We start from the raw sequence: 26,012 nt of genomic DNA on the forward strand, positions 1-26,012 counted from the left end.
ACGGTCCGACGGTCAGTCGGTGAATACGACGATGGTCGTCGGGCCGGCCAATTCCACCCGCTGACCGGCGTCGGCAAGCACCGCCGCGACACCGTTGACGTCGGACACGGTCCGCCGGGTCCGCACCAGGTCGCGGGCGACGAGACCCTTGTAGTGCTTGTTGAAGTGGCTGACCACCGAGCGCGATCCGTCGGGTTTCTCGGTCATCACGGTGACGGTCACCGCGCCGTCGACTTTGCCCAGATTCTGGTACGCGCCGGAGCGCAGGTCGACGATGAAGTCGTCGACGCCGGCGAACACCTCGCGCAACACCGGTTTCCACGTGGCCGACAGGGTCGGCTCCCCGGGCAGCTTCGATCCCGCCGAGAGGCGGTACGCGGGGATCGGGTCGCCGGCGCCCAGCACGCCGAACAGTGCCGAACCGATCAACAGGCGCTCGCGCGCCTTCGACTGCGTGGGCTTGGTCATCCCGGCATAGTCCAGGGCGTCGTAGAGGACGCCGGCGTACCGCTCGACCGCCGGCCGAGTCGGCGCCTGCCAGAGTTCGGCGTTGCGGTCGACCTCGGCAATGGCCGTCTTGCCCAAACCCAGTGCGGTGCGGCTGGCGTCCAAGTCGGCCGACAGGGCGACCACCGCGTCGACGAGGTGCTGGCGCGTCGGCGTCGCCGACGGGAACGACAGCGACGCCAGGTTCAGCGGGGCGCCGTCGCCGCCGTCCGCTTTGGTTTCCGAAGGGGGCAGGATCACGAGCACCCCAGCACCCTAGCGTGGCGGGGCGACCCGGCACTCCCGCCCGCCCCGGGGTCTCACTAAGCTGGTGCCTCGTGATCACCCGCATGTCTTCGCTGTTCCTGCGCACCCTCCGCGACGACCCGGCCGACGCCGAGGTCCCGTCGCACAAACTGCTCGTCCGGGCCGGGTATGTCCGCCGGGCCGCGCCGGGGGTCTATTCCTGGCTGCCGTTGGGCCTGCGGGTGCTGCGCGCGGTGGAGAACGTGGTCCGCGAGGAGATGAATGCGATCGGCGCGCAGGAGATCCTGCTGCCGGCGCTGCTGCCGCGCGAGCCCTACGAGGCCACCGGCCGCTGGACCGAATACGGTTCGGCGCTGTTCCGCCTGCAGGACCGCAAGGGTGCGGACATGCTGCTCGGGCCCACCCACGAGGAACTGTTCACCCAACTGGTCAAGGGGGAGTACTCCTCCTACAAGGACCTGCCGGTGACGCTGTACCAAATCCAGACGAAGTACCGCGACGAGGAGCGGCCCCGCGCCGGCATCCTGCGCGGGCGCGAGTTCGTGATGAAGGACTCGTACTCCTTCGACCTCACCGACGAGGGCTTGGCGAAGTCCTACCGGGCCCACCGCGACGCCTACCAGGCGATCATGGCGCGGTTGGGCGTCGAGTACGTCATCGTCGCCGCCACCTCCGGCGCGATGGGCGGCAGCGCGTCGGAGGAGTTCCTGGCGATCAGCGAGGTCGGCGAGGACACCTTCGTGCGCAGCTCCGACGGCAGCTATGCCGCCAACGTCGAAGCCGTGGTGACCCCGCCCGGCCAGCCCCGCGACACCGACGGGCTGCCCGCGGCCATCGCCTACGACACCGGGGAGACGCCGACCATCGCGACGCTGGTCGACTGGGCCAACGGGGCGCTGGACCGGACCGTGACCGCCGCCGACACGCTCAAGAACGTGTTGGTCAAGATCCGCCGGCCGGGGGAGGACTGGGTCATCACCGGGATCGGCGTGCCCGGTGACCGCGAGGTCGACTTCAAGCGGTTGGAGGCCGCCGTCGAGCCGGCCGAGGTCGAACTGCTCGGCGACGACGACTTCGCCGCCAACCCGGCGCTGGTCCGCGGCTACATCGGCCCCGCCGGGGTGAAGGCCGCCGGCGGCACCTACCTGGTGGATCCCCGCGTGGTCACCGGTACCGCGTGGATCACCGGTGCCGACGAGGCCGGCAAGCACGTCGTCGACCTGGTCGCCGGCCGTGACTTCACCCCCGACGGCACCATCGAGGCCGCAGAGGTCCGCGACGGCGACCTGGCGCCGGACGGTACCGGCACGCTGGTCTCCGCGAAGGGCATCGAGATCGGCCACATCTTCCAACTGGGCCGCAAGTACACCGACGCCTTCGAGGTCGACGTCCTCGGCGAGAACGGCAAGCCGGTGCGCCTCACGATGGGCTCCTACGGAATCGGCGTGTCGCGGCTGGTTGCGGTGATCGCCGAACAGATGCACGACGAGAAGGGACTGCGCTGGCCGCGCGAGGTCGCGCCGTTCGACGTGCACGTGGTCATCGCGAACAAGGACGAGGGGGCGGTCGCCGGGGCGCAGGCGCTGGTCGAGCAGCTCGACGCCGCCGGCGTGGAGGTGCTGTTCGACGACCGGAAGGCCTCGCCGGGGGTCAAGTTCAAGGATGCCGAGCTGCTCGGCGTGCCGACCGTCGTCGTCGTGGGCCGCGGATTCGCCGACGGCACCATCGAAGTGCGCGACCGGTTGAGCGGGGCGACCGACGAGGTCGCCGTCGGCGAGGCGGTAGACGCGGTTCTCGCGCTCGCGCGGGGCGAAGGCTAGCTCGGGCGCGGGTCGCCGGGCAGTGCCACCGCGGTCGGCGTGATCCCGGCGACCCCCCGCCAGTACACGGCGCGCACCGAGGATTCGGTCAACCCGTCCACTCCGAGGCGGCGCAGCGCGTCGGTGTCGGCCTGTTCCACCAGCGCCCGGTAGGCCACCGCGGTGTCGTTCTCGGCGGCGACCGCGGCCCGACCGGCCGACCGCACATCGGTCACCGGCACGGGCAGCTGATACCCCGCGGCCGCGGCGGGCACGTGGCCGCCCAACTTCACCAGGGCGTCGGCGGCGGCCCGGCGGCGCACGCGGTGCGCGGCGATGTCGACGGCGAGTCGGCTGCGGACGTCGTTGCGGGTGAAGGCCGTCATCACCCCGTAGGTGAAGATCGCGGCATCCTCGGCCCGGATGACGGCGGTGAGCGCATCGGCGACGGTCATGACAGCAGATCCTTGAGGCTGGTGATGGACGCGGACACCGAGGCGGTCAGGCCGGCCTGGAAGCCGCTCGCGGCCACCGCGACCCGGCGCGCGGCGTCGGCGTCGGCGGTCAGGGTGCCGCGGAAAGCCTCGAGGCCCGTCTTCGCCGGCGCCGGCGAGTCGGGGCTCGAGGCCGGCGCGGCACTCGGGGTGGTGATGAGGGCGGCCGACGAGGAGTGCAGCCGGTTGATCTCGTCGCGCAGCCGGGCGGCATGGGTGTCGCGGATGCCGGCGATCTCGTCGAGGGCGGCCGCCCGACCCGGTTCGACCGCCTTGAGGCCGCGGGCCGCCGCGGCGGAGGCGATGGCCGCATTGGCCAGTTCGACGAGCTTGCCCGCGGTCACCTCCTCCGGGGACGGCTCGCTGCTGCACGAGGTCAACGCGGCCGTGCCCAGTGGCAGGGCGACGGCGGAGACGGCGGCGCCGCGGAGCAGTGTGCGGCGGTTCAGGGAAGGCACGTCGGCCATAATGCCATCGCCTACACTCCTGTGGTGCGCACCGGGGCCCTCGGTGCGCGTGAACTGGGCGAATCGTGAGGAGTGGGCGTGCCGGACCACAAGAGTGTTGCCGCGCTGGTCGAACCCGTCGTCGTCGGCGCGGGTTTCGACGTCGATGACGTGGCGGTGGCCGACATCGCCGGCGGGGGCAGTGCCATCACCGTCGTCGTCGACGGCGAGGACGGGGTGGGCCTGGATGCGCTCACCGATCTCACCCGGGCGCTGACCGCGTCCTTCGACACCCAGCCGTGGGCGCAGGACTACACCCTCGACGTGATGTCGCGCGGGGTGGACAGCCCGCTCACCCTCGAGCGCCACTGGCGGCGCAACCTCGGCCGCAAGGCCGAGCTGACCCTGGCCGCCCAGGGTGGCGACGCCTCGGGGGACACGGACGCAAACGAGGAGAAGTTGACCGGGCGAATCGGTACTCTCGTCGGCGACACGGTGTCCATCGTCGTCAACCACAAGGGCCGACTCGCCGTGCGCGAGGTGGCGCTGTCAGACGTGGTCTCGGCGGTGGTCACCGTCGAGTTCGGCGAGCCGAGCCCGGCCGAGTTGAAGCTGTGCCGCGGCGAGGGGTGACCGGACTCGACAACCGAACACGACCGACAACTGAACACGACAACTGAACAGAAAAGTGAATAGGAGTCACCACCGATGAACATCGATATCTCAGCCCTGCGGATGATCGAGGCCGACAAGGGCATCTCGATCGACACCGTCATCACCGCCATCGAGACGGCGCTGCTCACCGCCTACCGGCATACCGACGGGTTCGTCCCGCACGCCCGGATCGACGTCAACCGCAAGACCGGCGAGGTCCGGGTGATGGCCCAGGAACTCGACGAGGCCGGGGTGGTCGTCCATGAGTGGGACGACACCCCCGAGGGCTTCGGCCGGATCGCCGCGACGACCGCGCGGCAGGTCATCCTGCAGCGCTTGCGCGACGCGGAGAACGAGAAGAACTTCGGCGAGCTCGTCGCCCACGAAGGCGAGATCGTCGGCGGCGTCGTGCAGCGCGACGTGCGGGCCAATGCGCGCGACCTCGTCGTGGTCGCGATCGGCAACGAGGCCAACGGCACCGAGGGTGTCATCCCGGCCGCCGAACAGGTCCCCGGTGAGGTCTACGAACACGGCGACCGCATCAAGTGCTACGTCGTCGGCGTCACCCGCGGCGCCCGGGGACCGCAGATCACGCTGTCGCGCACCCACCCGAACCTGGTCCGCAAGCTCTTCGAACTCGAAGTGCCGGAGGTCGCCAACAAGGCGGTGGAGATCGTCGCGGTCGCCCGCGAGGCCGGTCACCGCAGCAAGATCGCCGTGCACACCGGCGTCCCCGACCTCAACGCCAAGGGGGCGTGCATCGGGCCGATGGGCCAGCGCGTGCGGAACGTGATGAGTGAGCTGGCGGGGGAGAAGATCGACATCATCGACTACTCCACCGATCCGGCGGTCTTCGTCGCCAACGCCCTGTCGCCGGCCAAGGTCATCTCGGTGACCGTCGTCGACGAGGCGAACAAGGCGGCCCGGGTGATCGTGCCGGACTACCAACTGTCGTTGGCGATCGGCAAAGAGGGACAGAACGCGCGGTTGGCCGCACGGCTCACCGGGTGGCGGATCGACATCCGATCCGACGCCGATCCGGAGCCCTCGTCGGAGGCCTTGGGCGCGGCGGTATGACATGACGATTGCAGCGGGCTAGACTGGCAAAGGTTGTGCGAGATCTCGCCCGGTCCACGGAGAACACCATGCGTCACCATCCGATACGGATGTGCGTCGGTTGCCGCGGTCGAGCAGATCGGGCAGAACTGGTCCGAGTGATCGCCCGATGCGGTCCCGACGGGCCGGTGGTCGTCATCGACCACCGCAAGAACCAGCCCGGCCGCGGCGCCTGGCTGCACCCCACCGCCGAATGTGCTTCGGCGGCGGTGCGGCGCAAGGCGTTGGCACCGGCGCTTCGGGTCGACGGATTGACTGTCGACCTAACCGACCTGGTCGGGTCGCTGGATTCAGCGACCGGTACCGGTCAACCGGAAGAACAGGTAGCACCAGACATGAGCACACCGTGAAGTTCCCACGATGAGCACGTATCGGAGTTAACTAGGTCGTAGCGGGTGCCCGCTCGACCTCAAGTGAGGAGAGCAGTGGCAGGCAAGGCCCGCGTGCATGAACTGGCCAAAGAACTGGGCGTGACGAGCAAGGTTGTGCTCGAGCGTCTGAAAGAGCAAGGCGAGTTCGTCAAATCAGCGTCGTCGACCGTTGAGGCCCCGGTGGCCCGGCGACTTCGCGAATCATTCCCCAAGTCCGAGGGCTCGGCTCCCGCCGAGGCCCCGAAGAAGGCTGCGCCGAAGAAGGCCGCTGCCAGCCCCGCCGCTGCGGCGGCGGCCGCAGCGGCGTCCAAGGCCCCGGCCCCCGAGGCGGCGCCGACTCCGGCCCCCGCCCCGTCGGCCCCGAAGCCGAAGCCCGCGCAGCCCGAGGCCCCGGCCCTGGCCGAGCCGGCCGCCCCCGCCGCTTCGGCGGCGCCCGCGGCACCGGCTCCCGCTCCGGGTGCCGGAGCGCGTCCCGGACCGAAGCCCGGTCCGCGCGCGCCCCGCGTCGGCAACAACCCGTACTCGTCGGCCCCGGCCCCCGCGCCGCGCCCGATGGGCCCCCGCCCGGGTGCCGGTGCGGCCGGCCCGCGGCCCGGCGGTCCCCGACCGGGCGGCGGCTCGCGGCCGAGTCCGTCCGGCATGCCGCCTCGCCCGAGCCCGGGTGCCATGCCCAGTCGTTCCGCGCGTCCCGAGACCGGTCGTCCCGGCCGCGGCGGACCCGGCGGCAATCGTCCCGGTGGCGGTGGCGGCGGATACCGCGGCGGACCCGGCGGCGGTGCGCCGGCCGGTGGTGCGCCCGGTGGCGGCTTCCGCGGTCGTCCCGGTGGCGGCGGTGGCGGCGCCCGAGGCCGCGGTGGAACCGCGGGTGCCTTCGGTCGTCCGGGCGGTGCGCCGCGCAAGGGGCGCAAGTCCAAGCGGCAGAAGCGCCAAGAGTACGACTCGATGCAGGCCCCGACGGTCGGCGGCGTCCGGCTGCCGCGCGGTGACGGGCAGACCATTCGGCTCGCCCGCGGAGCCTCGCTGTCGGACTTCGCCGACAAGATCGATGCCAATCCGGCAGCCCTGGTCCAGGCGCTGTTCAACCTCGGCGAGATGGTGACCGCCACCGAGTCGGTGAACGACGAGACGCTCGAGCTGCTCGGCTCGGAGATGAACTACGTCGTCCAGGTCGTCAGCCCCGAGGACGAGGACCGCGAGCTCCTGGAGAGCTTCGACCTGTCTTACGGTGAGGACGAGGGCGGCGAAGAGGATCTCGAGCAGCGGCCGCCGGTGGTGACCGTCATGGGTCACGTCGACCACGGCAAGACCCGCCTGCTCGACACCATCCGACAGGCCAACGTCGGTGCCGACGAGGCCGGCGGCATCACCCAGCACATCGGTGCGTACCAGGTGAACACCTCGCTCAACGGCGAGGACCGGCTGGTCACCTTCATCGACACCCCGGGTCACGAGGCGTTCACCGCCATGCGTGCCCGCGGTGCGAAGGCCACCGATATCGCGATCATCGTGGTCGCGGCCGACGACGGTGTTATGCCGCAAACGGTCGAGGCGGTGAACCACGCCCAGGCTGCCGACGTGCCGGTCGTGGTCGCGGTCAACAAGATCGACAAGGAAGGCGCCGATCCGGCCAAGATCCGCGGTCAGCTCACCGAGTACGGCCTGGTGCCCGAGGAGTACGGCGGCGACACGATGTTCGTCGACATCTCGGCCAAGCAGGGCACCAACATCGACCAGCTGCTCGAGGCGGTGCTCCTCACCGCCGACGCGGCCCTCGACCTGCGGGCGAACCCGGGCATGGACGCCCAGGGTGTGGCCATCGAAGCGCACCTGGACCGCGGTCGCGGCCCGGTCGCGACGGTGCTCATCCAGCGCGGCACCCTGCGCGTCGGCGACTCGATCGTCGCCGGCGACGCCTACGGCCGTGTGCGCCGCATGGTCGACGAGCACGGCGTCGACGTCGACGAGGCGTTGCCGTCTCGCCCGGTCCAGGTCATCGGCTTCACGTCGGTGCCCGGTGCGGGTGACAACGTGCTGGTCGTCGAGGAAGACCGGACCGCCCGGCAGATCGCCGACCGGCGCGCGGCGCGCAAGCGCAACGCACTGGCCGCGCGCAGCCGCAAGCGGATCAGCCTGGAGGACCTGGATTCCGCGCTGAAGGAGACCAGCCAGCTCAACCTCATCCTCAAGGGCGACAACTCGGGCACCGTGGAGGCGCTCGAGGAGGCGCTGCTGGGGATCGAGATCGACGACGAGGTCTCGCTGCGGGTCATCGACCGCGGTGTCGGTGGCGTCACCGAGACCAACGTCAACCTGGCGGCCGCCTCGGACGCGATCATCATCGGGTTCAACGTGCGCGCGGAGGGCAAGGCCACCGAGCTGGCCAACCGCGAGGGCGTCGACATCCGGTACTACTCGATCATCTACCAGGCGATCGATGAGATCGAGAGCGCGCTCAAGGGCATGCTCAAGCCGGTTTACGAAGAGGTGGAACTCGGCCGCGCCGAGATCCGCGCCATCTTCAAGTCGTCGAAGGTCGGCAACATCGCCGGTTGCATGGTCAGCAGCGGTCTGATCAAGCGCAACGCGAAGGCCCGTCTGCTGCGCGACAACGTGGTGGTCGCGGAGAACCTGACCATCTCGTCGCTGCGGCGGGAGAAGGACGACGTCACCGAGGTCCGCGAGGGCTTCGAATGCGGTTTGACGCTGACCTACTCCGACATCAAGGTCGACGATGTCATCGAGAGCTACGAGCTGCAGGAGAAGGCGCGCGACTAGGGGAGACCCGGTCGCGTGCGGTCCCTGCCGAAAGGCGGTTCTGTCATGGCAGATCAGGCGCGCGCGGCCCGGCTGGCCAAGCGCATCTCGTCGATCGTCGCGTCGGCGATCGGTTCCGGTGAGATCAAGGATCCCCGGCTGGCCCACGTGACGATCACCGATGCCCGGGTGTCGGGCGATCTGCACGACGCCACGCTGTTTTACACGGTGATGGGCGAGACGATCGACGCCGAGCCCGACTTCGAGGGTGCGGCGGCCGCGTTGGCCAAGGCCACCGGCCACCTGCGCTCCCTCGTCGGGGCCGGCACCGGCGTTCGGTTCACCCCGACGCTGGCCTTCCAGGTGGACACGGTGCCCGACACGGCCCGCCACATGGAGGAGCTGGTGGCGCGGGCGCGGGCCAACGACGAACTGGTGGCCCGTCAGGCGGCGGAGGCGCAGCCCGCGGGGGAGGCCGATCCGTATCGGGACGAGTCCGACCGGTGACGTCGGCGACCGCGGCCGGGGTCGCCGCACTGCTGCGCGATGCCGCAGCGGTGACGATCCTGTGCCACGTGCGGCCGGACCCGGACACCCTGGGCAGCGGCCTTGCCCTCGGCCAGGCGCTGGTCGCCCTCGGCAAGACGGTCGAGGTCGCCTACCCCGGGGTGTTGCCGTTGCCGGCGACGATGGCGGGGATGCCCGGCGGTGAGTTGTTGGTGGATGCGGCATCGGTGACCGGTCATCCGGTCGCCGTCGCCGTGGACGCCGCCACCCAGGGCCGCCTCGAGGAGCTCGGCGCCGTGTTCGAGGCGGCTCCCACCCGGATCGTGGTCGACCACCACGTCTCCAACGGCGGATTCGGCAGCGTCGACCTCATCGACCCGACGTCGGATTGCACCGCCTCGCTGGTGCTGCAGATCGTCGACGAGCTGGGCGTCGAACTGACCGAGCCGATTGCCACCTGCATCTACGCCGGTTTGGTCACCGACACGGGTTCCTTCAGATGGGCCCGGCCCGCGTCGTTCCGTATCGCCGCCCGGCTGCTGGAGGTCGGCGTCGACGGGGCGCGCTGGAGCCGCCAGCTCCTCGACACCCATCCGTTCGCCTGGTTGCAGGTCGCCGGTGAGGTGCTCGGCGATGCACAGTTGGTTGAATCTGCTTGTGGCGGAGCCGGATTGGTCTACGCGACGGTGCCCCACCGACTGCTGTCGTCGATGGCCTGGGACGAGTCGGAAAGCCTGATCGACCTCGTCCGCACGGCGGGCGACGCGGAAGTCGCGGCAGTCTTCAAAGAGTCCGAACCGGGCCGCTGGAACGTGTCACTGCGGTCGAGGACCGACGTCGACGTGACCACGATCGCCGGCGGCTTCGGCGGCGGCGGCCATGTGCGCGCCGCCGGGTACAGCGCGTCGGGCACCGCCGACGAGGTGGTCGCGGCGCTGCTGGCCGCTGCGCAGTGACCTCGGCGCCGGCCGATTCCGAGTCGGGCCCGCGGCGGATCGGCGCACTCGCCGCCTCGGCGCTGGTCGTGTTGATCGCGCCCCCGCTGTACCTGCTGCTGGATCTGGCCGTCGTCGGGCGCCTCGGTGCCCGGGAGCTCGCGGCGCTGGGGGTCGGCACACTGATGTTGGCGATCCTCAGCACCCAGTTGACCTTTCTCGCCTATGGCACGACTGCGCGGTCGGCGCGCCGATTCGGCGAGGGCGACCGCGACGGTGCGGTGATCGAGGGGGTGCAGGCGACGTGGATCGCCGTCGTCGTCGGGTTGGCGATCGTGGCGGCCGGGTACGCGGCGGCCCCCGCGATCATGCGGGCCCTGGTGCCGGATGCGGCGGTGGCCGCCGAGGGTGCCGGGTGGCTGCGCATCGCCGTCTTCGGGGTCCCGCTGATCTTGGCGTCGATGGCCGGCAACGGTTGGATGCGCGGCGTCCAGCAGACCCGGGCCCCGGTGGTCAATGTGGTCGTCGGCCTCGGTCTGGCTGCGGTGCTCTGCGTGGTACTGGTCCACGGCGTCGGCCCGTTCCCGCGGTGGGGGTTGCCCGGCAGCGCGTGGGCCAATCTCGCCGGCCAATCGGTGACCGGGTTGTGCTTCCTCGGGGCACTGTGGCGCGAATGCCGTGCCACCGGCGTCGGGTGGCGACCGGACCGGGCGGTGATCAGCGCGCAGCTGGTGATGGCCCGCGACCTGATCGCGCGCAGCGCGTCGTTCCAAGTGTGCTTCTTGTCCGCGGCCGCGGTGGCGGCGCGGTACTCGGTGGCGGCGGTGGCCGCGCACCAGGTGGTGTTGCAGGTCTGGGAGTTCCTCAGCCTGCTGCTCGATTCCCTGGCGATTGCGGCACAAGCGCTGGTCGGGGCGGCGCTGGGGGCCGCGGCCCCGGCGCGGGCCCGGGAGGTGGCCCGCCGTGTGACGGTGGCATCGGTGGGGCTGGCCCTGGTGGTCGCGGTGGTGTTGGGACTGGGGGCGGGGGTGCTGCCGCGGCTGTTCAACACCGACGCCCAGGTTCTCGACGCGATCGCGACGCCCTGGTGGTTCCTGATCGCCATGCTACCGATCGCCGGCGTCGTCTTCGCCCTCGACGGAGTCCTCCTGGGTGCCGGTGACGCGGCGTTCCTGCGCACCGCGACCCTCGGGGCGGCGCTGGTCGCCTTCCTACCGCTGATCTGGGCGTCGCACGTCTTCGGCTGGGGGCTCGCGGGGATCTGGACGGGCCTGCTGGTCTTCATGCTCGCCCGTCTCGCCGCGGTGTACTGGCGCTACCGCCAGGGCGGATGGACGGGCCAAATCGGCGCCGCGCATTAGCCCAGGCTATCCTTACCGCCATGATGAAACAGCTTTCCGCCCTGGTCTGCGGTATCGCGACCGTCGGGGCCATCACGGTGGCCGCGGTTCCGGCCGAGGCCGCCCCGGTCAAGACCCGCGTCATCCTGATGCCGGGCCAGCAGGTGGGCAACCAGTCGCTGGCGCCGGCCTACGGTGCGATGGCCGACGAACTGACCAACCGCGGTTACCCGACGACGGTCCTCGACCTGCCCGGAAAGGACATGCGCAAGGATGCGCGCACGGTCGCCGGCGCGGTTGAGCGCCTCCGGCGCGCCCATCCGCACGACCGGGTCGCCCTGGTGGCCCACAGCGTCAGCGGTATCAGCTCGCGCTGGTACCTGAAGGAGATGGGCGGTGCCTCGAAGGTGGCCACCTATGTGGCCATCGGCACGGCTCAGTATGGCTCGCCCGCCTCCTGCCGGGCCGACATCGCCCGGGAGAACTGCCCCAAGACGCCGTTCCTCAAACAACTCAACGCCGGCGACGACACCCCCGGCCCGACGAAGTACTTCGGGATCCGCAGCGTCAACGAGTACGCCGACGGCCACCTGGACGGTGGTCAGTGCCGGGTCACCCCGATCCCGATCAACGACGTGCCCGCCGGATTCGACCACACCATCGAGCCGCTGACACCCGCGGTGTGGGATGCAACGGCGGCCTCGTTGGCCGGACGGTGCCAGGGCCGGTTCGTCACTGTCCCGGACGGGGTGTTGACCGCCCGCAAGTCGATGTTGCCCACCGCGCCGTTCTACGCCGAGTACAAGAACTGACTGTCCGACGCGTCGGCCGATCCGTGCGATGATGGGCCGATGCTTCGCCTGGTGGTGATCCTGGCAGCGGTCCCGCTGCTGGTTGTCGGCTGCGCGAACACGGCCGCCAACCCCGTGCCCCGGGCCGGCTACGCGAAGATCGGGCAAACCGTGACGGTCGGCGGGGCCCGGGTGACGCCCCTGACCGTGGTGCAGGACAGCCGGTGTCCGCAGGATGTGCAGTGCGTCTGGCCCGGGGTGGTGACGCTCTCCGCGCGCGTGAACCGCGGTAGCAACAGCGAGACCAGGGAGTTCGTCCTGAGGCGCCCCCAGCGCGTGGTCGGCGGCGTGCTCGAGATGGTCGACGCGCAGCCCGCTCGGGTCAGCGATCGGACCATCCGGCCCGGCGATTATCGCTTCGGTTTTCGCTTTCGGACTTAGCCAACCCTAAGTTAGGGTGGGGGACATGGCGGAGCAGATCGACCTGGGCAGTGTCCAAGAGACCCTGATGATCCCGTTGTACGGGCGCGCAGCCGATGCGCGGCGCCGGTCCAGTGTGCTCGGCGACACCCGGGCGGCCGAGATCGTCGACCGCGTCGATTACGACTTCTCGAGCTTCACGCTGCCCAACACCATGGGGTCGGTGTGGCGGGCGGCCGTCTTCGACGGATTCGTCCGCGACTTCCTCGCCGAGCACCCCGACGGGACGGTTGCCGACCTCGGATGCGGATTGAGCACCCGCTTCGAGCGGCTCGACAACGGCCGGGTCACCTGGCTCGACCTGGATCTCGACGACACCATCGCGCTGCGGCGCAAGTTCGCCCGGGACGGGGAGCGCTATCGGATGCGCGTCGGCTCGATCTTCGACACCGACTGGTACGACGAGATCGACCGGTCGAAGCCGGTCCTGCTGCTCAGCGAAGGTGTGCTGCTCTACTTCGAGGAGGACCGGGTCGCGGGTGCGCTGCAGGCCATGGCGTCGGCGTTTCCCGGCGCCAGACTCGCCTTCGACACCGCCGGTCAGGTGATGGTGGACGGTCAGGCCACGACCCACCGCGAGGTCCAGGCCGAGTTCCACTGGGCCTGCGACGATCCGTCCGCTCTGGAGCGGTACGGCTTGATGCTGCTGGAGTCCTACAGTTTCGCCGAGCCGCCGCGCGCGGTGGTGCGGACGTGGCCATTGCTGCCGCGGTTGGCCATCAAGGTGGTCGGCCGGTCGGCGATTTCGAAGGCCTACCGCTTCAACCTGTTCGAGTGCACTCCCCGATAGCCGCGAACGGCCCGGCGCTGCGGTGGCGCGCCAGCGCGCCGTGGCACGATGGTCGATATGGCAACGCTCTGGGCGATCAGTGATCTGCACGTGGCCCACCGGGGCAACGAGCACATCGTCGACCGCCTGCACCCCGCCGCGGACGACGACTGGTTGATCGTCGCCGGGGATGTCGCCGAGCGCACCGACGACATCGTCGACGTGCTGCGACGACTCGCCACCCGGTTCGCCACGGTGATCTGGGTGCCGGGCAACCACGAGCTGTACACCACGGCCAAAGACCCCCTGCAGATCCACGGCGTCGCCCGCTACGACTATCTCGTGCAGGCGGCCCGCGACCTCGGTGTCGTGACGCCCGAGGACATGTATCCGCTGTTCGACCCCGGCGACGGCAGCGAGCCCGTCCGCGTCGTGCCGATGTTCCTCCTCTACGACTACACGTTCCGCCCGGAGGGGACGGCCAGCGCGCTGCAGGCACTCGCCGTGGCCCGCGAGCGCAACGTCGTGGCCACCGACGAATTCCTGTTGTCGCCGGAGCCGTTCGGCACCCGCGACGCCTGGGGCCGGGCGCGGATCGAGGCCACCGCGGCCCGACTCGACGCCATCGACCCGTCGGAGAAGACCATCCTGATCAACCACTGGCCGCTGCGCCGCGAACCCACCGAAGTACTGATGTACCCGGAGTTCGCGCTGTGGTGCGGCAGCGAACTGACTGCGGACTGGCATCTGCGCTACCGTGCGGCCTGTTGTGTCTACGGCCACCTGCACATCCCGCGGACCACCTACTACGATGGCGTGCGCTTCGAAGAGGTGTCGGTGGGGTACCCGCGCGAATGGAAGCGGCGCGGACTGCCCGAACCGCTGATGCGCGCGATCATCCCCGACGCCACGCCGCCCGACCTCGACGAGCACGGCGCCCGGTTCGAGCTGCCGCCGGACTACCGGGAGCGCGCCGAGGCCATGCGGCAACGGCTCGAGGAGCGCCGCGCCCGCATGCAGAAAGGAAACCGGTGACCACACCCGTGCCCGGCATCAGCACGTCGACGATGATCGCCCCGCTCCTGCCGGGCGGCATCGCGTCGGCGGAGAGCTTCGGCGACCCCGAGGGGTTGACCGCCCTGCCCGCCGAGGAGTCGATCATCGGTCGGGCCGTGGAGAAGCGGCGCAAGGAGTTCATCACCGCCCGCGCGTGCGCCCGGGTCGCCCTGGGCGAGTTGGGGATCGATCCGGTGCCGATCATGCGCGGGGAGAAGGACATGCCGGTGTGGCCGGACGGGGTCGTCGGGTCGATCACCCACACCGCGGGATACCGCGCGGCGATCGTCGCCTTCGGGATGTCGGTCCGGTCGTTGGGAATCGACGCCGAGCCGCATGAGGCCCTGCCCGACGGCGTCCTGGATCTGACGAGCATCGACGCCGAGCGCGACGTCCTGGCCACCCGTCCCGAGGGGCTGCACTGGGACCGGCTGCTGTTCTGCGCCAAGGAGACCACCTACAAGGCGTGGTTCCCGTTGACGCGGCGCTGGCTCGGATTCGAGGATGCGCACATCACCTTCGACAAGGCCGGTGATCTCGACGGCGGCGGTGCGCACGGCACCTTCACCTCGCGGATCCTCATCGATCCCGCTGCCGCGGACGGCGGTCCGCCGTTGCTCGAGTTGCCCGGGCGCTGGCTGATCGCGCGCGGCTTCATCACGACCACGATCGCACTGCGGTGACGGCCGGAACGGAACGCGACCGATGACCGAACACGCCCACCTCGACCACGCCGGTCTCGTCATCGTCGACAAACCCGCCGGGATCACCAGCCACGACGTGGTCAGCCGGTGCCGCAAGGCGTTCAACACCCGCCGCGTCGGCCATGCCGGCACGCTCGACCCGATGGCGACCGGTGTGCTCATCATCGGGATCGAGCGGGCCACCAAACTGTTGGGCCTGCTGTCGCTCACCACGAAGTCCTACACCGCGACCATCCGCCTCGGCGTCGCCACCGACACCGACGACGCCGAGGGCGCGGTGGTGCGGACCGTCGCCGCCGACGGGGTGCGCGACGAGGAGATCGCCGCGGCGATCGGCGATCTCACCGGTGACATCAAGCAGGTGCCGGCGACCGTGTCGGCGATCAAGGTCGACGGGAAGCGGGCGCATGCGCTGGCCCGCGAGGGCGAGGAGTTCCAACTCGAGGCACGGTCGGTGACCGTGTCCCGGTTCGACGTGCTCGACACGCGGCGCGGTACCGGGGTCATCGACCTCGATGTCGAGGTGGACTGCTCGTCGGGGACCTACATCCGGGCGCTGGCCCGCGACCTGGGGGTCGCGCTCGGCGTCGGCGGACACCTCACCGCACTGCGGCGCACCGCGGTCGGGCCGTTCACGCTGGAGCATGCGATCGGGCTCGACGCGCTGGAGGCCGATGCGCGGCTGAGCCTGCACATCGACGAGGCGGCCCGCATCGCCTTTCCGCACCGCGCCATCTCCGCCGACGAGGCCGAGGGCATCAGCCAGGGCCGCTGGCTGGATCCGGTCGGGATGTCCGACGTCTACGTGGTGATCGATCCGCAGGACCATCCGATCGCGCTCGTGCGGGAGAAGGGGCGCCGCGCCTCGTCGGTGATGGTCGTGCGCCCGGCGACGCTGCGTTGAGCTGACTACGCCGGCGCGACGACGGCGTCGGCGACCAAACGCGCGACGTCGTCGTCGGTGCAGGCCGACGTGGGGATCAAGAAGTGGGTGAACACCACCCGGACCAGGTGCTCGACCGCGCGCCGGGCGTCCGGGCGCAGTGCTTCGGCCACCGGTGTCTGGCCGATATGACGCCACACGACCTCGTTCAGAATGGCCACCAGGGTGGGGTGGCCGGAGCCGTCCTCGACGAGGAACGGCGTCAGTTCGGCGCCGTCGTGCCGCAGGATCGCCCGTAGCGCCGGATTCTCGTCGAAGTAGGCCAGGACCTCGCGGACGATGGCGCGCACGGTCGCGGCCGCATCGTCGGCATACCGCACCCGGGCGCTCAGAATCGTCTCCATCGTCGCCAATTCGTGGGCGACGACGGCGTCAATCAGTGCGGCGCGGTTGTCGAACGTGCGGTAGACGCTGGCGCGGCTGACCCCCGCCCGGGTGGCGACCGAGGCCAGCGTGAGGTTGCGCAGACCGGTGTCGGCGATGACCGCCAAGGCCCCGTCGATGACCCGTTGTTCGTCCACGACGCGGATACTACCCAGTCCGCTCGGAACACAATGAGACAATAGTCAGACAATATGTCTCATTGATGCAACACTGACACGTATGACTGATCAGCTGGCGGCCGAACCCGCCCACCGCCCCGGGAGTGGACCCTGGGATGCACAAGAACGCGAATTCGACTACCGCGTCGACGAGATCACCGGCACCGTCCCGGCGTCCCTGCGCGGGGTGCTGTACCGCATCGGGCCGGGCCGCCTCCAGATCGGCGGGCACCGCCTGGGCCACATCTTCGACGGGGACGGAATGGTCTCGCGCTTCGAGATCGGACCCGAGGGAGTCGGCTTCCGCAACCGATACGTGCGGACCCGCCACTTCGCCAAGGCGTCGTCGCGGTGGATCGGCCGGGGGATCGGGACACAGCGGCCGGGCGGTTTTCTGGCCAATGCGTTCCGCCTGCCGGCCAATGTGTCGAATACCAACGTCGTCGCGCACGCGGGCGGGCTGTTCTCACTCTGGGAAGGTGGCCGGCCCTACCGGCTCGACCCGGAGAGTCTCGCGACCATCGGCCGTGAGGACTTCGACGGCACGCTGCGGCTGATGGGCGCCTTCTCCGCGCATCCCAAGGTCGATCCGGCGTCGGGGGAGATGTTCAATTTCGGGATCGAAATCTTCCCGCGACCGATGTTGCGGACCTACCGCCGCGACCGCACCGGGGCCATGACGCGGTTGGGCACCGTTCCGTTGACCCGCCCGGCCTTCTGCCACGATTTCGCCTTGACCGAGCACTACTTGGTGTTCCTCGTCGATCCGATCGTCGTCGGGCGGCCGGTGGCCGCCGCATTGGGCCTGGACTCGCTGGACCACTGCCTGACCTTCGACGAGAAGCTGGGCACCCGGGTGGCGCTGGTGCCGCGCGACGGCGGCGCGACCCGGATTCTCGAGACCGATGCGCTCTTCCACTTCCACGCCACCAACGCGTTCGAGGATGGCGATGACGTCGTCGTCGAAGTGGTGGCACACGACGCGGCGACGGCCTGGTCGCAGTGGAATGAGGCGGTTCGCGATTGCGAAAACGACCCCGGCGCGGCATTCGGCGGCCGGATCGAGCGGATCCGGATCGGCCGGCGGCGCGTGAGCCGCGAACGGATCGCCGACACGCCGTGTGAATTTCCCCAACTCGACCACCGCTACGAGACCCGGGCCCACCCGGTGACCTATGCGGCCGCGGCGTCGGCGCCCGGCGGCGATCCCGACTCGATCACCGCGGTCGACCACACCACCGGCAGACAGGACGTGTTCACCGTCGAGGCCGGCAACACGGTGTGCGAGGCGATTTTCGCCGCCGACCCCGAGCGCGACCGCGGCGGGTGGTTGATGTCGGTGGAACACGTGGCGGCGCAAGCGCGCTCGCGACTGTTGATCCTCGACACCGACCGCCTCGCCGACGGACCGGTGGCCACCGCCGAGCTGGCCAACCACATCCCCATGGGATTCCACGGGACGTTCGTGCCTAGCATGTCCTGGTGACCCTCGAACAAAGCGAAGACCTCCAAGTCCTTCTCGACCTCCTCGACGTGGCGCAACGCGAGGAGGACGTGTTCATCGGGCAACACCCGGAGCAGAAGACCGCGCGCACCTTCGGCGGGCAGTTGCTGGCGCAGGGGGTGGTAGCGGCATCGCGGTCGCTGACCCGTGGCAACCCGCCGATCCACGCGTTGCACGCGCACTTCATCCGCGGCGGTGACGTCAACCAGCCGATGGAGTACCACGTCACGCGGTTTCGCGACGGCAAGTCGTTCGCCAACCGCCAGGTCACCGCGCGGCAGAACGGCGAGGACATCTTCACGATGCTCGTCGCCTACCAGGACAACACCGCCGGTCTCGAGCACGCCATCGAGAGCCCGACGGTGCCCTACCCGGAGGAGCTGCCCGAATTGGGCGAGCACTTCAAGGGCTATGAGGACACGATCGCGACCTTCGTGAACGCGCTGCACCCGATCGACATCCGCTTCGCCAACGACCCGACCTGGAAGGTCCGGGAGGCGGGGGAGAAGCTGATGCGCAACCGGGTGTGGATGAAAACCGACGGCAACCTGCCCGACGACCCGATCTGGCACGTCGCGGCGATGTGTTACGCCTCGGACACCACGGTGCTGGACTCGATCATCACCACCCACGGACTGTCCTGGGGGATCGACCGGCTGTTCGCGGCGACGGTCAACCACTCGATGTGGTTCCACCGCGAGTTCCGTTTCGACGAATGGCTGCTGTACGCGACCGAGTCGCCGGTTGCGGCGGGCTCGCGCGGTATCGGGTCGGGGCGGTTCTTCACCCGCGACGGGACCCTGGCGACGTCGGTCGTTCAGGAGGCACTCATCAAGTACTTCCCGCCGAAAGGCTGAATCCAACGGTAACCTGGCCGGGTTGACCGCCTCCGGCCCGGTAGGCCGGCCCTGTATGAGGAGTACTTCGCAGCGTGGAGACGCACGATCAGCCCGACGGCGCGACGACCGAGGGATCGTCAGACGCGCCGGTCGCCCCCGAGCCCTCGACGCCGGCCTATGCACCCCCGGCGGGAATGGTGCCCCCGGCAGGGATGGTGCCCCCGCCGCCGGTGACGCCGCCCGGATCGCTCCCGCAGCAGTGGCTGCCGCCCGGCCCCTACCTACCGCGCCGGACGTGGCAGCAAAAGACGCGTACCGCCGTCTCCTGGGTCACCGGTGTCAGCGGCGGCGTCTGGATCCTCGCCCTGATCGCCGTGGTGCTCGTCGGCTACCTGGTCGGTCGGTATCAGAAGACCGCGACCTTCACCGGCGGTGGCGGCGTCATCGTCGACTGCTCCTCGGCGACCACCGCCGACGGTGAGGTGGAGGCCGGAACGCTCGTCGTCGCGTGGACCGACCGCACCGATCGGGTGCTGCGCACCCGGCTTGAGAAGGTCAAGCAGACCGAGGTGCGCAATACCGACGATGCAAGCCGGCGCACGGTCACGCGCTGCTATCTGCCCTTCTCATTCGACAAGCTGCGCCGCGACGCGGCCGGCTACAACATCCGCATCGGCAACACCGATTCGCAGTTCGTGACGTCGAAGTCGCTCGCCGAAGGCGCGATCGTGCCGATCGTCGTCGGGGGCGAGAAGTGAACACCGACGGCGGCGGCCTCGACTGGGGCGACGAGCTGGTCAACTCCCTGGTGTGGACGCTGTGGGTGTCGGCGGCGTCGCTCGCCGGCCTCGTGGTGGTCGGCGCGCTGCTGGCCGCCTACACGAAGTGGGGTAGGCAGTACTGGCGGGTGACCGGTGGCTTTTTCACCGACCGACAGATCGCGCCGATGACCTGGCTGCTGATCGTCGTGCTCCTGCTGCTGGCCATCTTCGGGGTACGGCTGAACGTCCTGTTCACCTACCAGGGCCTGGACATGTACAACGCGATCCAGGCCGGGGCCTCGGCGCTGGGCAAGGAGGCGGGGGATCCGGCCCGCCAGACCGGGCTCGACGCCGCGCAGTCGGCGTTCTGGAAATCGATGGCGGTGTTCGCGCTGCTGGCGACCATCCACGTCGTGCGGACGTTGGTCGAGGTGTGGTTCGGCGCGGCCTTCTCGGTCCGGATGCGATCCTGGCTCACCGAGCACGTGACCGAGGATTGGCTGGCCGATCGGGCCTTCTACCGCAACCGGTTCGTCCCGATCGAGACCACCGACGGGGATCTGACGGCCGGCGTCGACAACCCCGATCAGCGCATCGAGGCCGACATCACCACGCTGGTGACCTGGACCCGACAGTTCGTCTTCAGCAGCGGCGGCTCGGCCACCGGGGGCATCATTCCTGCGATCGTCACGATGGTCACCTTCTCGGTCATGCTGTGGGGACTGTCCGGGCCGATGCACGTCTTCGGGCTGGAGATCTCCCACGGCTTGGTCTACCTGCTGCTGATGTTCGTGTTCCTGGCCTCACTCGTCGCGTTCTGGATCGGTCGCCCGCTGATCCACCTGAACTTCCTCAAGGAGCGCCTGACCGCCAACTTCCGCTTCGCGTTGGTCCGCGTGCGCGAGAACGCCGAGAACATCGCGCTGTATTCCGGCGAAGAGGTGGAGCATCGCGGCCTCATCGACCGGTTCGACCAGGTCATCAAGAACTACTGGAACATCATCCACCGGACGCTGCTCTTCTCCGGCTGGAACCTGTCGGTCAGCCAGACGTCCGTCGTGCTGCCGTTCTTGGTGCAGGCCAATCGGTTCTTCGCCGGCAGCATCAGCTTCGGCCAGCTCAACCAGACGGCGTCGGCTTTCGGCAACCTGAGCGACGCGCTGTCCTTCTTCCGCCTGATGTACGACGACTTCACCGCCTTCCGGGCGTCGATCATCCGTCTCGACGGATTGCAGGACGCCGACGCCAAGGCCAGGAAGCTGCCCACCATCGACACGGCCGACGGTGACGACATCGAGTTGCGCAGCGTCGACATCAACAAGCCCGACGGGACCCTGTTGATCGAGGACCTCTCGCTGCGGTTGGTCACCGGCGAGGCGCTGGTGGTCAAGGGCCGCTCGGGCAGCGGCAAGACCACCCTCTTCCGCGGTCTCTCCGGGTTGTGGCCCTATGCCGAGGGCGAGTTCGTCCGACCGGCCGGGCAGGACACGCTGTTCCTCTCGCAGGTGCCCTACCTCCCGCTGGCCGATTTGCGGTCGGTGTTGACCTATCCGGCGCCGCCGACCGAGTTCAGCGACGACGAGCTGCGCCAGGTCTTGATCGACGTCTCCCTGCCGCACCTGGTGGAGCGACTCGATGAGGACGAGTACTGGGCCAAGGTGCTCTCGCCCGGTGAGCAGCAGCGCGTCGGGTTCGCGCGCATCCTCCTGTCACGGCCCAAGGTGGTGTTCCTCGACGAGGCCACCTCCGCGGTCGACGAGGGGCTCGAGTACGCGCTGTACAACCTGATCCGCACCCGGTTGCCGGAGACGATCGTGGTCTCGATCAGCCACCGCAGCACCACCGAGCAGCACCACACCAAGATGCTGGAGCTGCAGGGCGAGGGGCGTTGGGAGCTGACCGATATCGCGGTCGAGACTGCCTGACCTCGAAAGATTACCGAGTCTTTACCTTTTTGCGCCGAACCTGTCCCCGCCGGGGCCGGTCCCCGATACGGTGACCTCAATCACCGCTCAACCACTAGGGGTTCCGGCATGGCCGACGATCTGATCACGTTCCCACACCACTCGGGCAAGGCGGTCTCAACCCTGCCCGAAGGCTTCCAGGAGACCATCACCCTCGCGCCGAACCGGGTCGCGCTGCGCACCGTCGGCGGGGGCACCGAGATCACCTGGAAGCAGTACGGGGACCGGGTCCGCGCCATCGCCGGCGGATTGGCCGCGCTGGGGGTGAAGCACGGCGACACCGTCGGCATCATGCTGACCAACCGGCCCGAGTTCCACCTCGTCGACACCGCGGTGCTGCACCTGGGCGCCGTGCCGTTCTCGATCTACAACACCAGCTCGCCCGAGCAGGTCGAGTACCTCTTCGGCAACGCGGGCAACAAGGTCGTGATCACCGAGTCGGTGTTCCTGCCGATCATGACGGCGGCCAAGTCCGAGGTCGCCGCCATCATCAGCGTCGACGGCGGGGAGGGCACGATTCCCCTCACGGATGTCGAGGCGACGCCGGCGCCGGCGGACTTCGACTTCGAGGCGAGTTGGCGCGCGGTGACCCCGGCCGATCTCGCCACTCTGATCTACACCTCCGGCACGACCGGTCCGCCCAAGGGCGTCGAGATCACGCACCGCAACATGATCGCCGAGCTCGTCGCGCTCAGCGACATCGTGGAGGCCGGCCTCGACGACCGGTTGCTGTCGTATCTGCCGGCCGCCCATATCGCCGACCGCGTGTCGACCCACGCCACGAACATGGTGCGCGGGCCGATGATCACGACCGAACCCGATCCGCGGGCGCTCGCCACCGCGCTGCCCGACGCGCGGCCGACGTTCTTCTTCGGGGTGCCGCGGGTGTGGGGCAAGCTCAAGGCCGGGGTCGAGGCGAAGCTCGCCGAGGCGACCGGGGTGAAGGCGAAGCTGGCCGGATGGGCACTCGGCGTCGGCAAGCAGGTCGCCGACCTGCGGCTGCAGGGCAAGTCGCCGTCGGGCCTGCTCGGCGTGCAACACGGACTGGCCGACAAACTCGTCCTCGCCAAGGTGCGCGAGGGGATCGGCATGGATGCGATGAATATCGCCTACTCCGGGGCCGCCTCGATCCCGCCGGAGGTGTTGCGCTTCTTCCTCGCCCTGGGTGTTCCGGTCCTGGAGGTCTGGGGCATGTCCGAGTCCACCGGGGCGACGACGCTGACCTCGCCGGACAACCTGGCCATCGGCACCGTCGGGCGCCCGGTGCGCGGCGTGGAGGTCAAACTCGGCGACGACGGCGAACTCTTCGTCCGCGGTCCGGTCGTGATGGCCGGCTACCGCAACCAGCCAGAAAAGACGGCGGAGACGATCGACGCCGACGGGTGGTTGGCCACCGGCGACATCGCGCAGATCGGCGCGGACGGCAACGTCACGATCGTCGACCGCAAGAAAGAGCTGTTGATCAACGAATCTGGCAAGAACCTGGCGCCGACCAACATCGAGAACGCCATCAAGGCTGTGTCGCCCCTCGTCGGTCAGATTGTTGCCATCGGGGACGCCAAGCCCTACGTCACCGCGCTCGTCGTGCTCGACCCCGACATCGCGGCGGTCAAGGCGCATCAGAACGGCCTCGACGAAGCCGATCTCGCCGCCATTTCGGCACACCCAAAGGTTGTCGCGGAGGTGAAGGCCGCTGTCGTCGCTGGCAACGCCAAACTATCCCGCGTCGAACAGATCAAACGCTTCACGATCGTCGCCGAACCGTGGGAGCCCGGCGGGGTGGAACTGACCCCGACGATGAAGCTGCGCCGCAACCCGATCGCGACGAAGTATGCCGACGAGATCGTCGCCCTCTACTCGGACCCGGCCGGCGCGGGAGTCGTGGACCTGCGCTAGTCGGGGTGATCGGCGGCACATTAGTTAGGTTTGACTAACCAAATCTGGCGTGAATACGATCGAGCGGAATCGTTGACCGTTTTCTCACGAGGGGGACTCTCCATGACCACCATGATCAAAGCCTGCCTTACCGGGTTGTTCGCCGTGCTGATGGCGGTGGGGTTGGCCGCGCCGGTCCACGCCGATCCCTCGGTGCGCAACGCGAAGGTCGCCGACCTCTACATGCGGTCGGCGAATCCGACCAAGCTCGAGGTGAAGAAGTCGTACGCGGCGTTCATGAACCCGAGCCTGCCGATCGGCCCGAAGCTCGAGGTCTCGGTCAACGGTGCCGCCAACCGCGGTGAACTGCAGCGGATGCTCGCCCAATCGCGCCAGTACGACTTCTTCTCCATGCAGGGCGATGTCGTGTCGGTGACCGTCTCCGGCAACACCATGTCGGCGCGGTTCCAGGGCTCGATGGCCGGCTTCCCGGCGCAGAGCTTCACCTACTTCTACGTCCGTGAGGGCGACCTGTGGAAGTACAACTGGAAGCGCAACGCCCAGACCAACGGCATGCCGGCGAAGTTCGTTTGATCGAGGTATCCGGGGTCACCAAGGCATTCGGCCCCAAGATCGCGGTCGACGACGCGACATTCACCGCCCGTCCCGGTGGGATCACCTATCTGCTCGGACCCAACGGTGCGGGCAAGACGACGGTGATCCGGATGATCGCCGGGCTGAGCACCCCCGACGCCGGCGCCATCACGGTCAACGGCCGATCGATCACCGGGTACCCCGACTTCAAGCGGGAGATCGGGTTCTCGCTGAGCCCGTTCGCGCGCAACCCGAAACACACCGCGCGCCAACACCTCTCCTGGCAGGCCAGGTTGGCGGGGATCCCCGTCGCCGAGGTCGATGAGATGCTCGGTCTGGTCGGGCTGGAATCGGTGCGCAACCGGCCGGTGGGCGGCTTCTCCCTGGGGATGTCCCAGCGACTCGGCATCGCCACGGCACTGCTGGGCGACCCGTCGGCGCTCGTCCTCGACGAACCCGCCAACGGGCTCGACGTCGACGGCATCCTCTGGTTGCGCGACCTGCTCGTCGGACTGGCCGACCGCGGCAAGACGCTGCTCATCTGCTCGCACAACCTGGCGGAGGTGGAAATCACCGCTTCGCGGATCGTGATCATGGGCCGCGGCCGCGTGTTGGCCGACGACACCCGCGACGCGGTGGTCGGACAGGGGAGCGGTCCACGGAAGCTGGAGTCGGCCTACCTGCAGATCACCCGGGCAACCACCGAATACGTCCCGGGAGCGGGCCGATGACGGCGTTGCGGCGGGCGGTGTCCGCCGAATTCGCGAAGCTGTCGGTGCGCAGCGCGATGGTCAACACCCTGATCCCGTTGGCCCTGATCATCCCGATCCTGATCAACGTCGGACTGGCCGCGGCAGCCCGGATGAACAAGTACAACGGCCAGGGTGGGATGGACACCAACAACTCCGGCTACTGGATCATGGTCTTTTCGACTTTCATCCTGATGGCCGGCGTGGTGACCTCCTACTGCGGCGAGTTCAAGGACAAGACCGCCGAGATCCAGTTCGCCGTCCAACCGCGCCGCTGGATGCTGCCGGTGGCCAAGGCGGTGGCCTTCGGGGTGATCGCGATGGCCGTGGCCTTCACGACGACCCTGGTGGTCATGGTGGTGATCCCGCGGGTGTTCCCCGACGTGTGGGAACGGGTCGACGCGTTCAGCGCCGACGGGCTGCGGGTCTTGATCGGGGTCCCGGTGCTGACCCTGTTGATCTGCCTGTTGGGCCAGGGCATTGCCATGATCATTCCGCGCCCGGGGGTGGCGATCTTGATGATCGTGCTGTGGAAGTGGGGCGCGGAGTTCCTCATCCCACTGATCCCGGGCGGTGTGGGCACGCAGGCGATGCGATTCTCGCCGTTCCGCAACGCCGAGTACGGGGCCGGGCAGTTCGCGACGACCGACAGTCCGTTCGGTGGACCCAACGGGTCGATGGCCTATTTCGCCGCGATTGTCCTGGTCGTCTTCGGCATCGGGCTGTGGCGGCTGCAGCAGCGCGATGTCGCGACCGACTGACCCGCCCCTTGTGCGGTACCGCGGACACTCCTAGGTTGAGGGAATGACCGCCACCGCCCGTCCCCATTCGTTCGCCCGCGCCTTCGTCGCGGCCTTTGCCGTGCTCCTCGGTGCCGCACTCGTCGCCGCACCGGCCACCTCGACCGCCGCTCCGGTGGCCCCACAGTCGGCCACCGGCACCGCCGTGCTCGCCGTGGCGACCGCCGACGCGAAGTCCGAACTGCACAAGCCGGTTCGGTTGGGGGCGGCCAAGATCAACGCCAGTGGCAGCTGGGCATTCGTCTCGGCGACCCTGCAAGCCCCCGACGGCAGCCGGTTCAGCTACGCCGGCACCCCGTTCGCCGAGGCCGCCGCCAACGGCGGGAAGTCGACGATGTATGCCGGGCTGTTCCGCAAGCGCGGACAGCGGTGGGCGCGGGTGGACAGTGCCGTCGGGCCGACCGATGTGGCATGGACGGGGTGGAGCGAGAAGTACGGCGCCCCGTCGTCGATCTTCGCCCTGGGGTAGCCG

General features: G+C 69.3%; 27 protein-coding genes. 23 read left to right on the forward strand and 4 right to left on the reverse strand.

All coding sequences use genetic code 11. From position 1 onward, the window contains the following. Window positions 1–12 precede the first annotated feature (12 nt). Window positions 13–753: a peroxide stress protein YaaA gene (gene yaaA / locus nbrcactino_RS08440; RefSeq protein WP_161926952.1), complete on the reverse strand. Its 741-nt coding sequence runs from the start codon at window positions 751–753 to the stop codon at window positions 13–15. A 71-nt stretch (window positions 754–824) separates the two neighbouring features. Here yaaA and nbrcactino_RS08445 point away from each other — a divergent pair, with 71 nt between their 5' ends. Then, window positions 825–2,573, forward strand: a complete 1,749-nt coding sequence (locus tag nbrcactino_RS08445; protein ID WP_161926953.1) for a proline--tRNA ligase — start codon at window positions 825–827, stop codon at window positions 2,571–2,573. Here nbrcactino_RS08445 and nbrcactino_RS08450 read toward each other — a convergent pair. Then, a complete protein-coding gene (locus nbrcactino_RS08450) occupies window positions 2,570–3,007 on the reverse strand; it encodes a ferritin-like domain-containing protein (RefSeq protein ID WP_161926954.1) in 438 nt (145 codons plus the stop codon). The two genes, nbrcactino_RS08445 and nbrcactino_RS08450, sit on opposite strands and share 4 nt — an antisense overlap. Further along, entirely contained in the window at window positions 3,004–3,504 is a 501-nt protein-coding gene (locus tag nbrcactino_RS08455; RefSeq protein WP_161926955.1) for a hypothetical protein, read from the reverse strand. The genes nbrcactino_RS08450 and nbrcactino_RS08455 overlap by 4 nt, the downstream gene beginning before the upstream one ends. An 87-nt stretch (window positions 3,505–3,591) precedes the next feature. Between nbrcactino_RS08455 and rimP the strand changes: the two genes are divergently transcribed. The 13 genes from rimP (at window position 3,592) to truB (ending at window position 15,873) form a co-directional block, all read left to right on the forward strand. Then, entirely contained in the window at window positions 3,592–4,125 is a 534-nt protein-coding gene (rimP, locus tag nbrcactino_RS08460; protein ID WP_161926956.1) for a ribosome maturation factor RimP, read from the forward strand. A 75-nt stretch (window positions 4,126–4,200) separates the two neighbouring features. Further along, a complete protein-coding gene (gene nusA, locus nbrcactino_RS08465) occupies window positions 4,201–5,223 on the forward strand; it encodes a transcription termination factor NusA (protein ID WP_161926957.1) in 1,023 nt (340 codons plus the stop codon). Window positions 5,224–5,312: 89 nt separating this feature from the next. Further along, complete coding sequence (locus nbrcactino_RS08470; RefSeq protein WP_161927666.1) at window positions 5,313–5,612, forward strand: YlxR family protein; 300 nt, start codon at window positions 5,313–5,315, stop codon at window positions 5,610–5,612. A 75-nt stretch (window positions 5,613–5,687) separates the two neighbouring features. Then, the gene (gene infB / locus nbrcactino_RS08475; RefSeq protein ID WP_161926958.1) at window positions 5,688–8,408 is read left to right on the forward strand and encodes a translation initiation factor IF-2; all 2,721 of its coding nucleotides are present in this window, start codon (window positions 5,688–5,690) and stop codon (window positions 8,406–8,408) included. A 45-nt stretch (window positions 8,409–8,453) separates the two neighbouring features. Next, entirely contained in the window at window positions 8,454–8,894 is a 441-nt protein-coding gene (rbfA, locus tag nbrcactino_RS08480) for a 30S ribosome-binding factor RbfA (RefSeq protein ID WP_161926959.1), read from the forward strand. Further along, a complete protein-coding gene (locus nbrcactino_RS08485) occupies window positions 8,891–9,850 on the forward strand; it encodes a DHH family phosphoesterase (RefSeq protein ID WP_161926960.1) in 960 nt (319 codons plus the stop codon). The genes rbfA and nbrcactino_RS08485 overlap by 4 nt, the downstream gene beginning before the upstream one ends. Beyond that, window positions 9,847–11,190 carry an MATE family efflux transporter gene (locus nbrcactino_RS08490; RefSeq protein WP_228460742.1) on the forward strand — a complete coding sequence of 448 codons (1,344 nt, stop codon included), beginning with the start codon at window positions 9,847–9,849 and terminating at the stop codon, window positions 11,188–11,190. The genes nbrcactino_RS08485 and nbrcactino_RS08490 overlap by 4 nt, the downstream gene beginning before the upstream one ends. Window positions 11,191–11,210: 20 nt before the next feature. Continuing rightward, window positions 11,211–11,981 carry an esterase/lipase family protein gene (locus nbrcactino_RS08495; RefSeq protein ID WP_161926961.1) on the forward strand — a complete coding sequence of 257 codons (771 nt, stop codon included), beginning with the start codon at window positions 11,211–11,213 and terminating at the stop codon, window positions 11,979–11,981. A gap of 39 nt (window positions 11,982–12,020) precedes the next feature. Next, entirely contained in the window at window positions 12,021–12,401 is a 381-nt protein-coding gene (locus tag nbrcactino_RS08500; RefSeq protein WP_161926962.1) for a hypothetical protein, read from the forward strand. Between the two features lie 25 nt (window positions 12,402–12,426). Beyond that, window positions 12,427–13,230: a class I SAM-dependent methyltransferase gene (locus nbrcactino_RS08505; RefSeq protein ID WP_161926963.1), complete on the forward strand. Its 804-nt coding sequence runs from the start codon at window positions 12,427–12,429 to the stop codon at window positions 13,228–13,230. A 57-nt stretch (window positions 13,231–13,287) separates the two neighbouring features. Then, window positions 13,288–14,244 (forward strand): metallophosphoesterase family protein, encoded by a 957-nt coding sequence (locus tag nbrcactino_RS08510; protein WP_161926964.1) that lies wholly within the window; start codon window positions 13,288–13,290, stop codon window positions 14,242–14,244. Window positions 14,245–14,276: 32 nt separating this feature from the next. Continuing rightward, window positions 14,277–14,948 (forward strand): 4'-phosphopantetheinyl transferase family protein, encoded by a 672-nt coding sequence (locus nbrcactino_RS08515; RefSeq protein WP_161927668.1) that lies wholly within the window; start codon window positions 14,277–14,279, stop codon window positions 14,946–14,948. Between the two features lie 22 nt (window positions 14,949–14,970). Further along, a complete protein-coding gene (truB, locus tag nbrcactino_RS08520) occupies window positions 14,971–15,873 on the forward strand; it encodes a tRNA pseudouridine(55) synthase TruB (protein WP_161926965.1) in 903 nt (300 codons plus the stop codon). Window positions 15,874–15,878: 5 nt separating this feature from the next. On the opposite strand, the gene nbrcactino_RS08525 is transcribed toward truB, so the two are convergent. Next, window positions 15,879–16,433: a TetR/AcrR family transcriptional regulator gene (locus nbrcactino_RS08525; protein WP_161926966.1), complete on the reverse strand. Its 555-nt coding sequence runs from the start codon at window positions 16,431–16,433 to the stop codon at window positions 15,879–15,881. A gap of 82 nt (window positions 16,434–16,515) precedes the next feature. On the opposite strand from nbrcactino_RS08525, the gene nbrcactino_RS08530 reads away from it, so the two are divergent. From nbrcactino_RS08530 to nbrcactino_RS08570, 9 genes are all read left to right on the forward strand, one after another. After that, complete coding sequence (locus nbrcactino_RS08530) at window positions 16,516–17,940, forward strand: carotenoid oxygenase family protein (RefSeq protein WP_161926967.1); 1,425 nt, start codon at window positions 16,516–16,518, stop codon at window positions 17,938–17,940. Next, window positions 17,937–18,815, forward strand: coding sequence for an acyl-CoA thioesterase (locus tag nbrcactino_RS08535; protein ID WP_161926968.1), 879 nt, complete (start codon window positions 17,937–17,939; stop codon window positions 18,813–18,815). The genes nbrcactino_RS08530 and nbrcactino_RS08535 overlap by 4 nt, the downstream gene beginning before the upstream one ends. A gap of 74 nt (window positions 18,816–18,889) precedes the next feature. After that, window positions 18,890–19,555, forward strand: a complete 666-nt coding sequence (locus nbrcactino_RS08540) for a hypothetical protein (RefSeq protein ID WP_161926969.1) — start codon at window positions 18,890–18,892, stop codon at window positions 19,553–19,555. Next, window positions 19,552–21,483: an ABC transporter ATP-binding protein/permease gene (locus nbrcactino_RS08545; protein WP_161926970.1), complete on the forward strand. Its 1,932-nt coding sequence runs from the start codon at window positions 19,552–19,554 to the stop codon at window positions 21,481–21,483. Before nbrcactino_RS08540 ends, nbrcactino_RS08545 begins: the two co-directional genes overlap by 4 nt. A gap of 108 nt (window positions 21,484–21,591) precedes the next feature. Further along, complete coding sequence (locus tag nbrcactino_RS08550; protein ID WP_161926971.1) at window positions 21,592–23,418, forward strand: AMP-dependent synthetase/ligase; 1,827 nt, start codon at window positions 21,592–21,594, stop codon at window positions 23,416–23,418. Between the two features lie 102 nt (window positions 23,419–23,520). Continuing rightward, the gene (locus nbrcactino_RS08555) at window positions 23,521–23,991 is read left to right on the forward strand and encodes an MTB12 C-terminal domain-containing protein (RefSeq protein WP_161926972.1); all 471 of its coding nucleotides are present in this window, start codon (window positions 23,521–23,523) and stop codon (window positions 23,989–23,991) included. Beyond that, the gene (locus nbrcactino_RS08560; protein WP_161926973.1) at window positions 23,988–24,722 is read left to right on the forward strand and encodes an ABC transporter ATP-binding protein; all 735 of its coding nucleotides are present in this window, start codon (window positions 23,988–23,990) and stop codon (window positions 24,720–24,722) included. Before nbrcactino_RS08555 ends, nbrcactino_RS08560 begins: the two co-directional genes overlap by 4 nt. After that, on the forward strand, window positions 24,719–25,501 hold the full coding sequence (locus tag nbrcactino_RS08565) for an ABC transporter permease (RefSeq protein ID WP_161926974.1): 783 nt from the start codon (window positions 24,719–24,721) through the stop codon (window positions 25,499–25,501). Before nbrcactino_RS08560 ends, nbrcactino_RS08565 begins: the two co-directional genes overlap by 4 nt. A 43-nt stretch (window positions 25,502–25,544) precedes the next feature. Continuing rightward, window positions 25,545–26,009 (forward strand): hypothetical protein, encoded by a 465-nt coding sequence (locus tag nbrcactino_RS08570; RefSeq protein WP_228460743.1) that lies wholly within the window; start codon window positions 25,545–25,547, stop codon window positions 26,007–26,009. The last annotated feature ends 3 nt before the right edge of the window (window positions 26,010–26,012 follow it).

Origin of the sequence: Gordonia crocea (genome assembly GCF_009932435.1) — a bacterium.
Lineage (GTDB): Bacteria > Actinomycetota > Actinomycetes > Mycobacteriales > Mycobacteriaceae > Gordonia > Gordonia crocea.

Excerpts from the sequence above, each read along its gene's own strand:
- nbrcactino_RS08450 (WP_161926954.1), bottom strand. The coding sequence starts at position 3,007 with ATGACCGTCGCCGATGCGCTCACCGCCGTCATCCGGGCCGAGGATGCC.
- nusA (WP_161926957.1), top strand. The coding sequence starts at position 4,201 with ATGAACATCGATATCTCAGCCCTGCGGATGATCGAGGCCGACAAGGGC.
- nbrcactino_RS08470 (WP_161927666.1), top strand. The coding sequence starts at position 5,313 with ATGTGCGTCGGTTGCCGCGGTCGAGCAGATCGGGCAGAACTGGTCCGA.
- rbfA (WP_161926959.1), top strand. The coding sequence starts at position 8,454 with ATGGCAGATCAGGCGCGCGCGGCCCGGCTGGCCAAGCGCATCTCGTCG.
- nbrcactino_RS08495 (WP_161926961.1), top strand. The coding sequence starts at position 11,211 with ATGATGAAACAGCTTTCCGCCCTGGTCTGCGGTATCGCGACCGTCGGG.
- nbrcactino_RS08500 (WP_161926962.1), top strand. The coding sequence starts at position 12,021 with ATGCTTCGCCTGGTGGTGATCCTGGCAGCGGTCCCGCTGCTGGTTGTC.
- nbrcactino_RS08505 (WP_161926963.1), top strand. The coding sequence starts at position 12,427 with ATGGCGGAGCAGATCGACCTGGGCAGTGTCCAAGAGACCCTGATGATC.
- nbrcactino_RS08510 (WP_161926964.1), top strand. The coding sequence starts at position 13,288 with ATGGCAACGCTCTGGGCGATCAGTGATCTGCACGTGGCCCACCGGGGC.
- nbrcactino_RS08515 (WP_161927668.1), top strand. The coding sequence starts at position 14,277 with ATGATCGCCCCGCTCCTGCCGGGCGGCATCGCGTCGGCGGAGAGCTTC.
- truB (WP_161926965.1), top strand. The coding sequence starts at position 14,971 with ATGACCGAACACGCCCACCTCGACCACGCCGGTCTCGTCATCGTCGAC.
- nbrcactino_RS08530 (WP_161926967.1), top strand. The coding sequence starts at position 16,516 with ATGACTGATCAGCTGGCGGCCGAACCCGCCCACCGCCCCGGGAGTGGA.
- nbrcactino_RS08550 (WP_161926971.1), top strand. The coding sequence starts at position 21,592 with ATGGCCGACGATCTGATCACGTTCCCACACCACTCGGGCAAGGCGGTC.
- nbrcactino_RS08555 (WP_161926972.1), top strand. The coding sequence starts at position 23,521 with ATGACCACCATGATCAAAGCCTGCCTTACCGGGTTGTTCGCCGTGCTG.
- nbrcactino_RS08565 (WP_161926974.1), top strand. The coding sequence starts at position 24,719 with ATGACGGCGTTGCGGCGGGCGGTGTCCGCCGAATTCGCGAAGCTGTCG.
- nbrcactino_RS08570 (WP_228460743.1), top strand. The coding sequence starts at position 25,545 with ATGACCGCCACCGCCCGTCCCCATTCGTTCGCCCGCGCCTTCGTCGCG.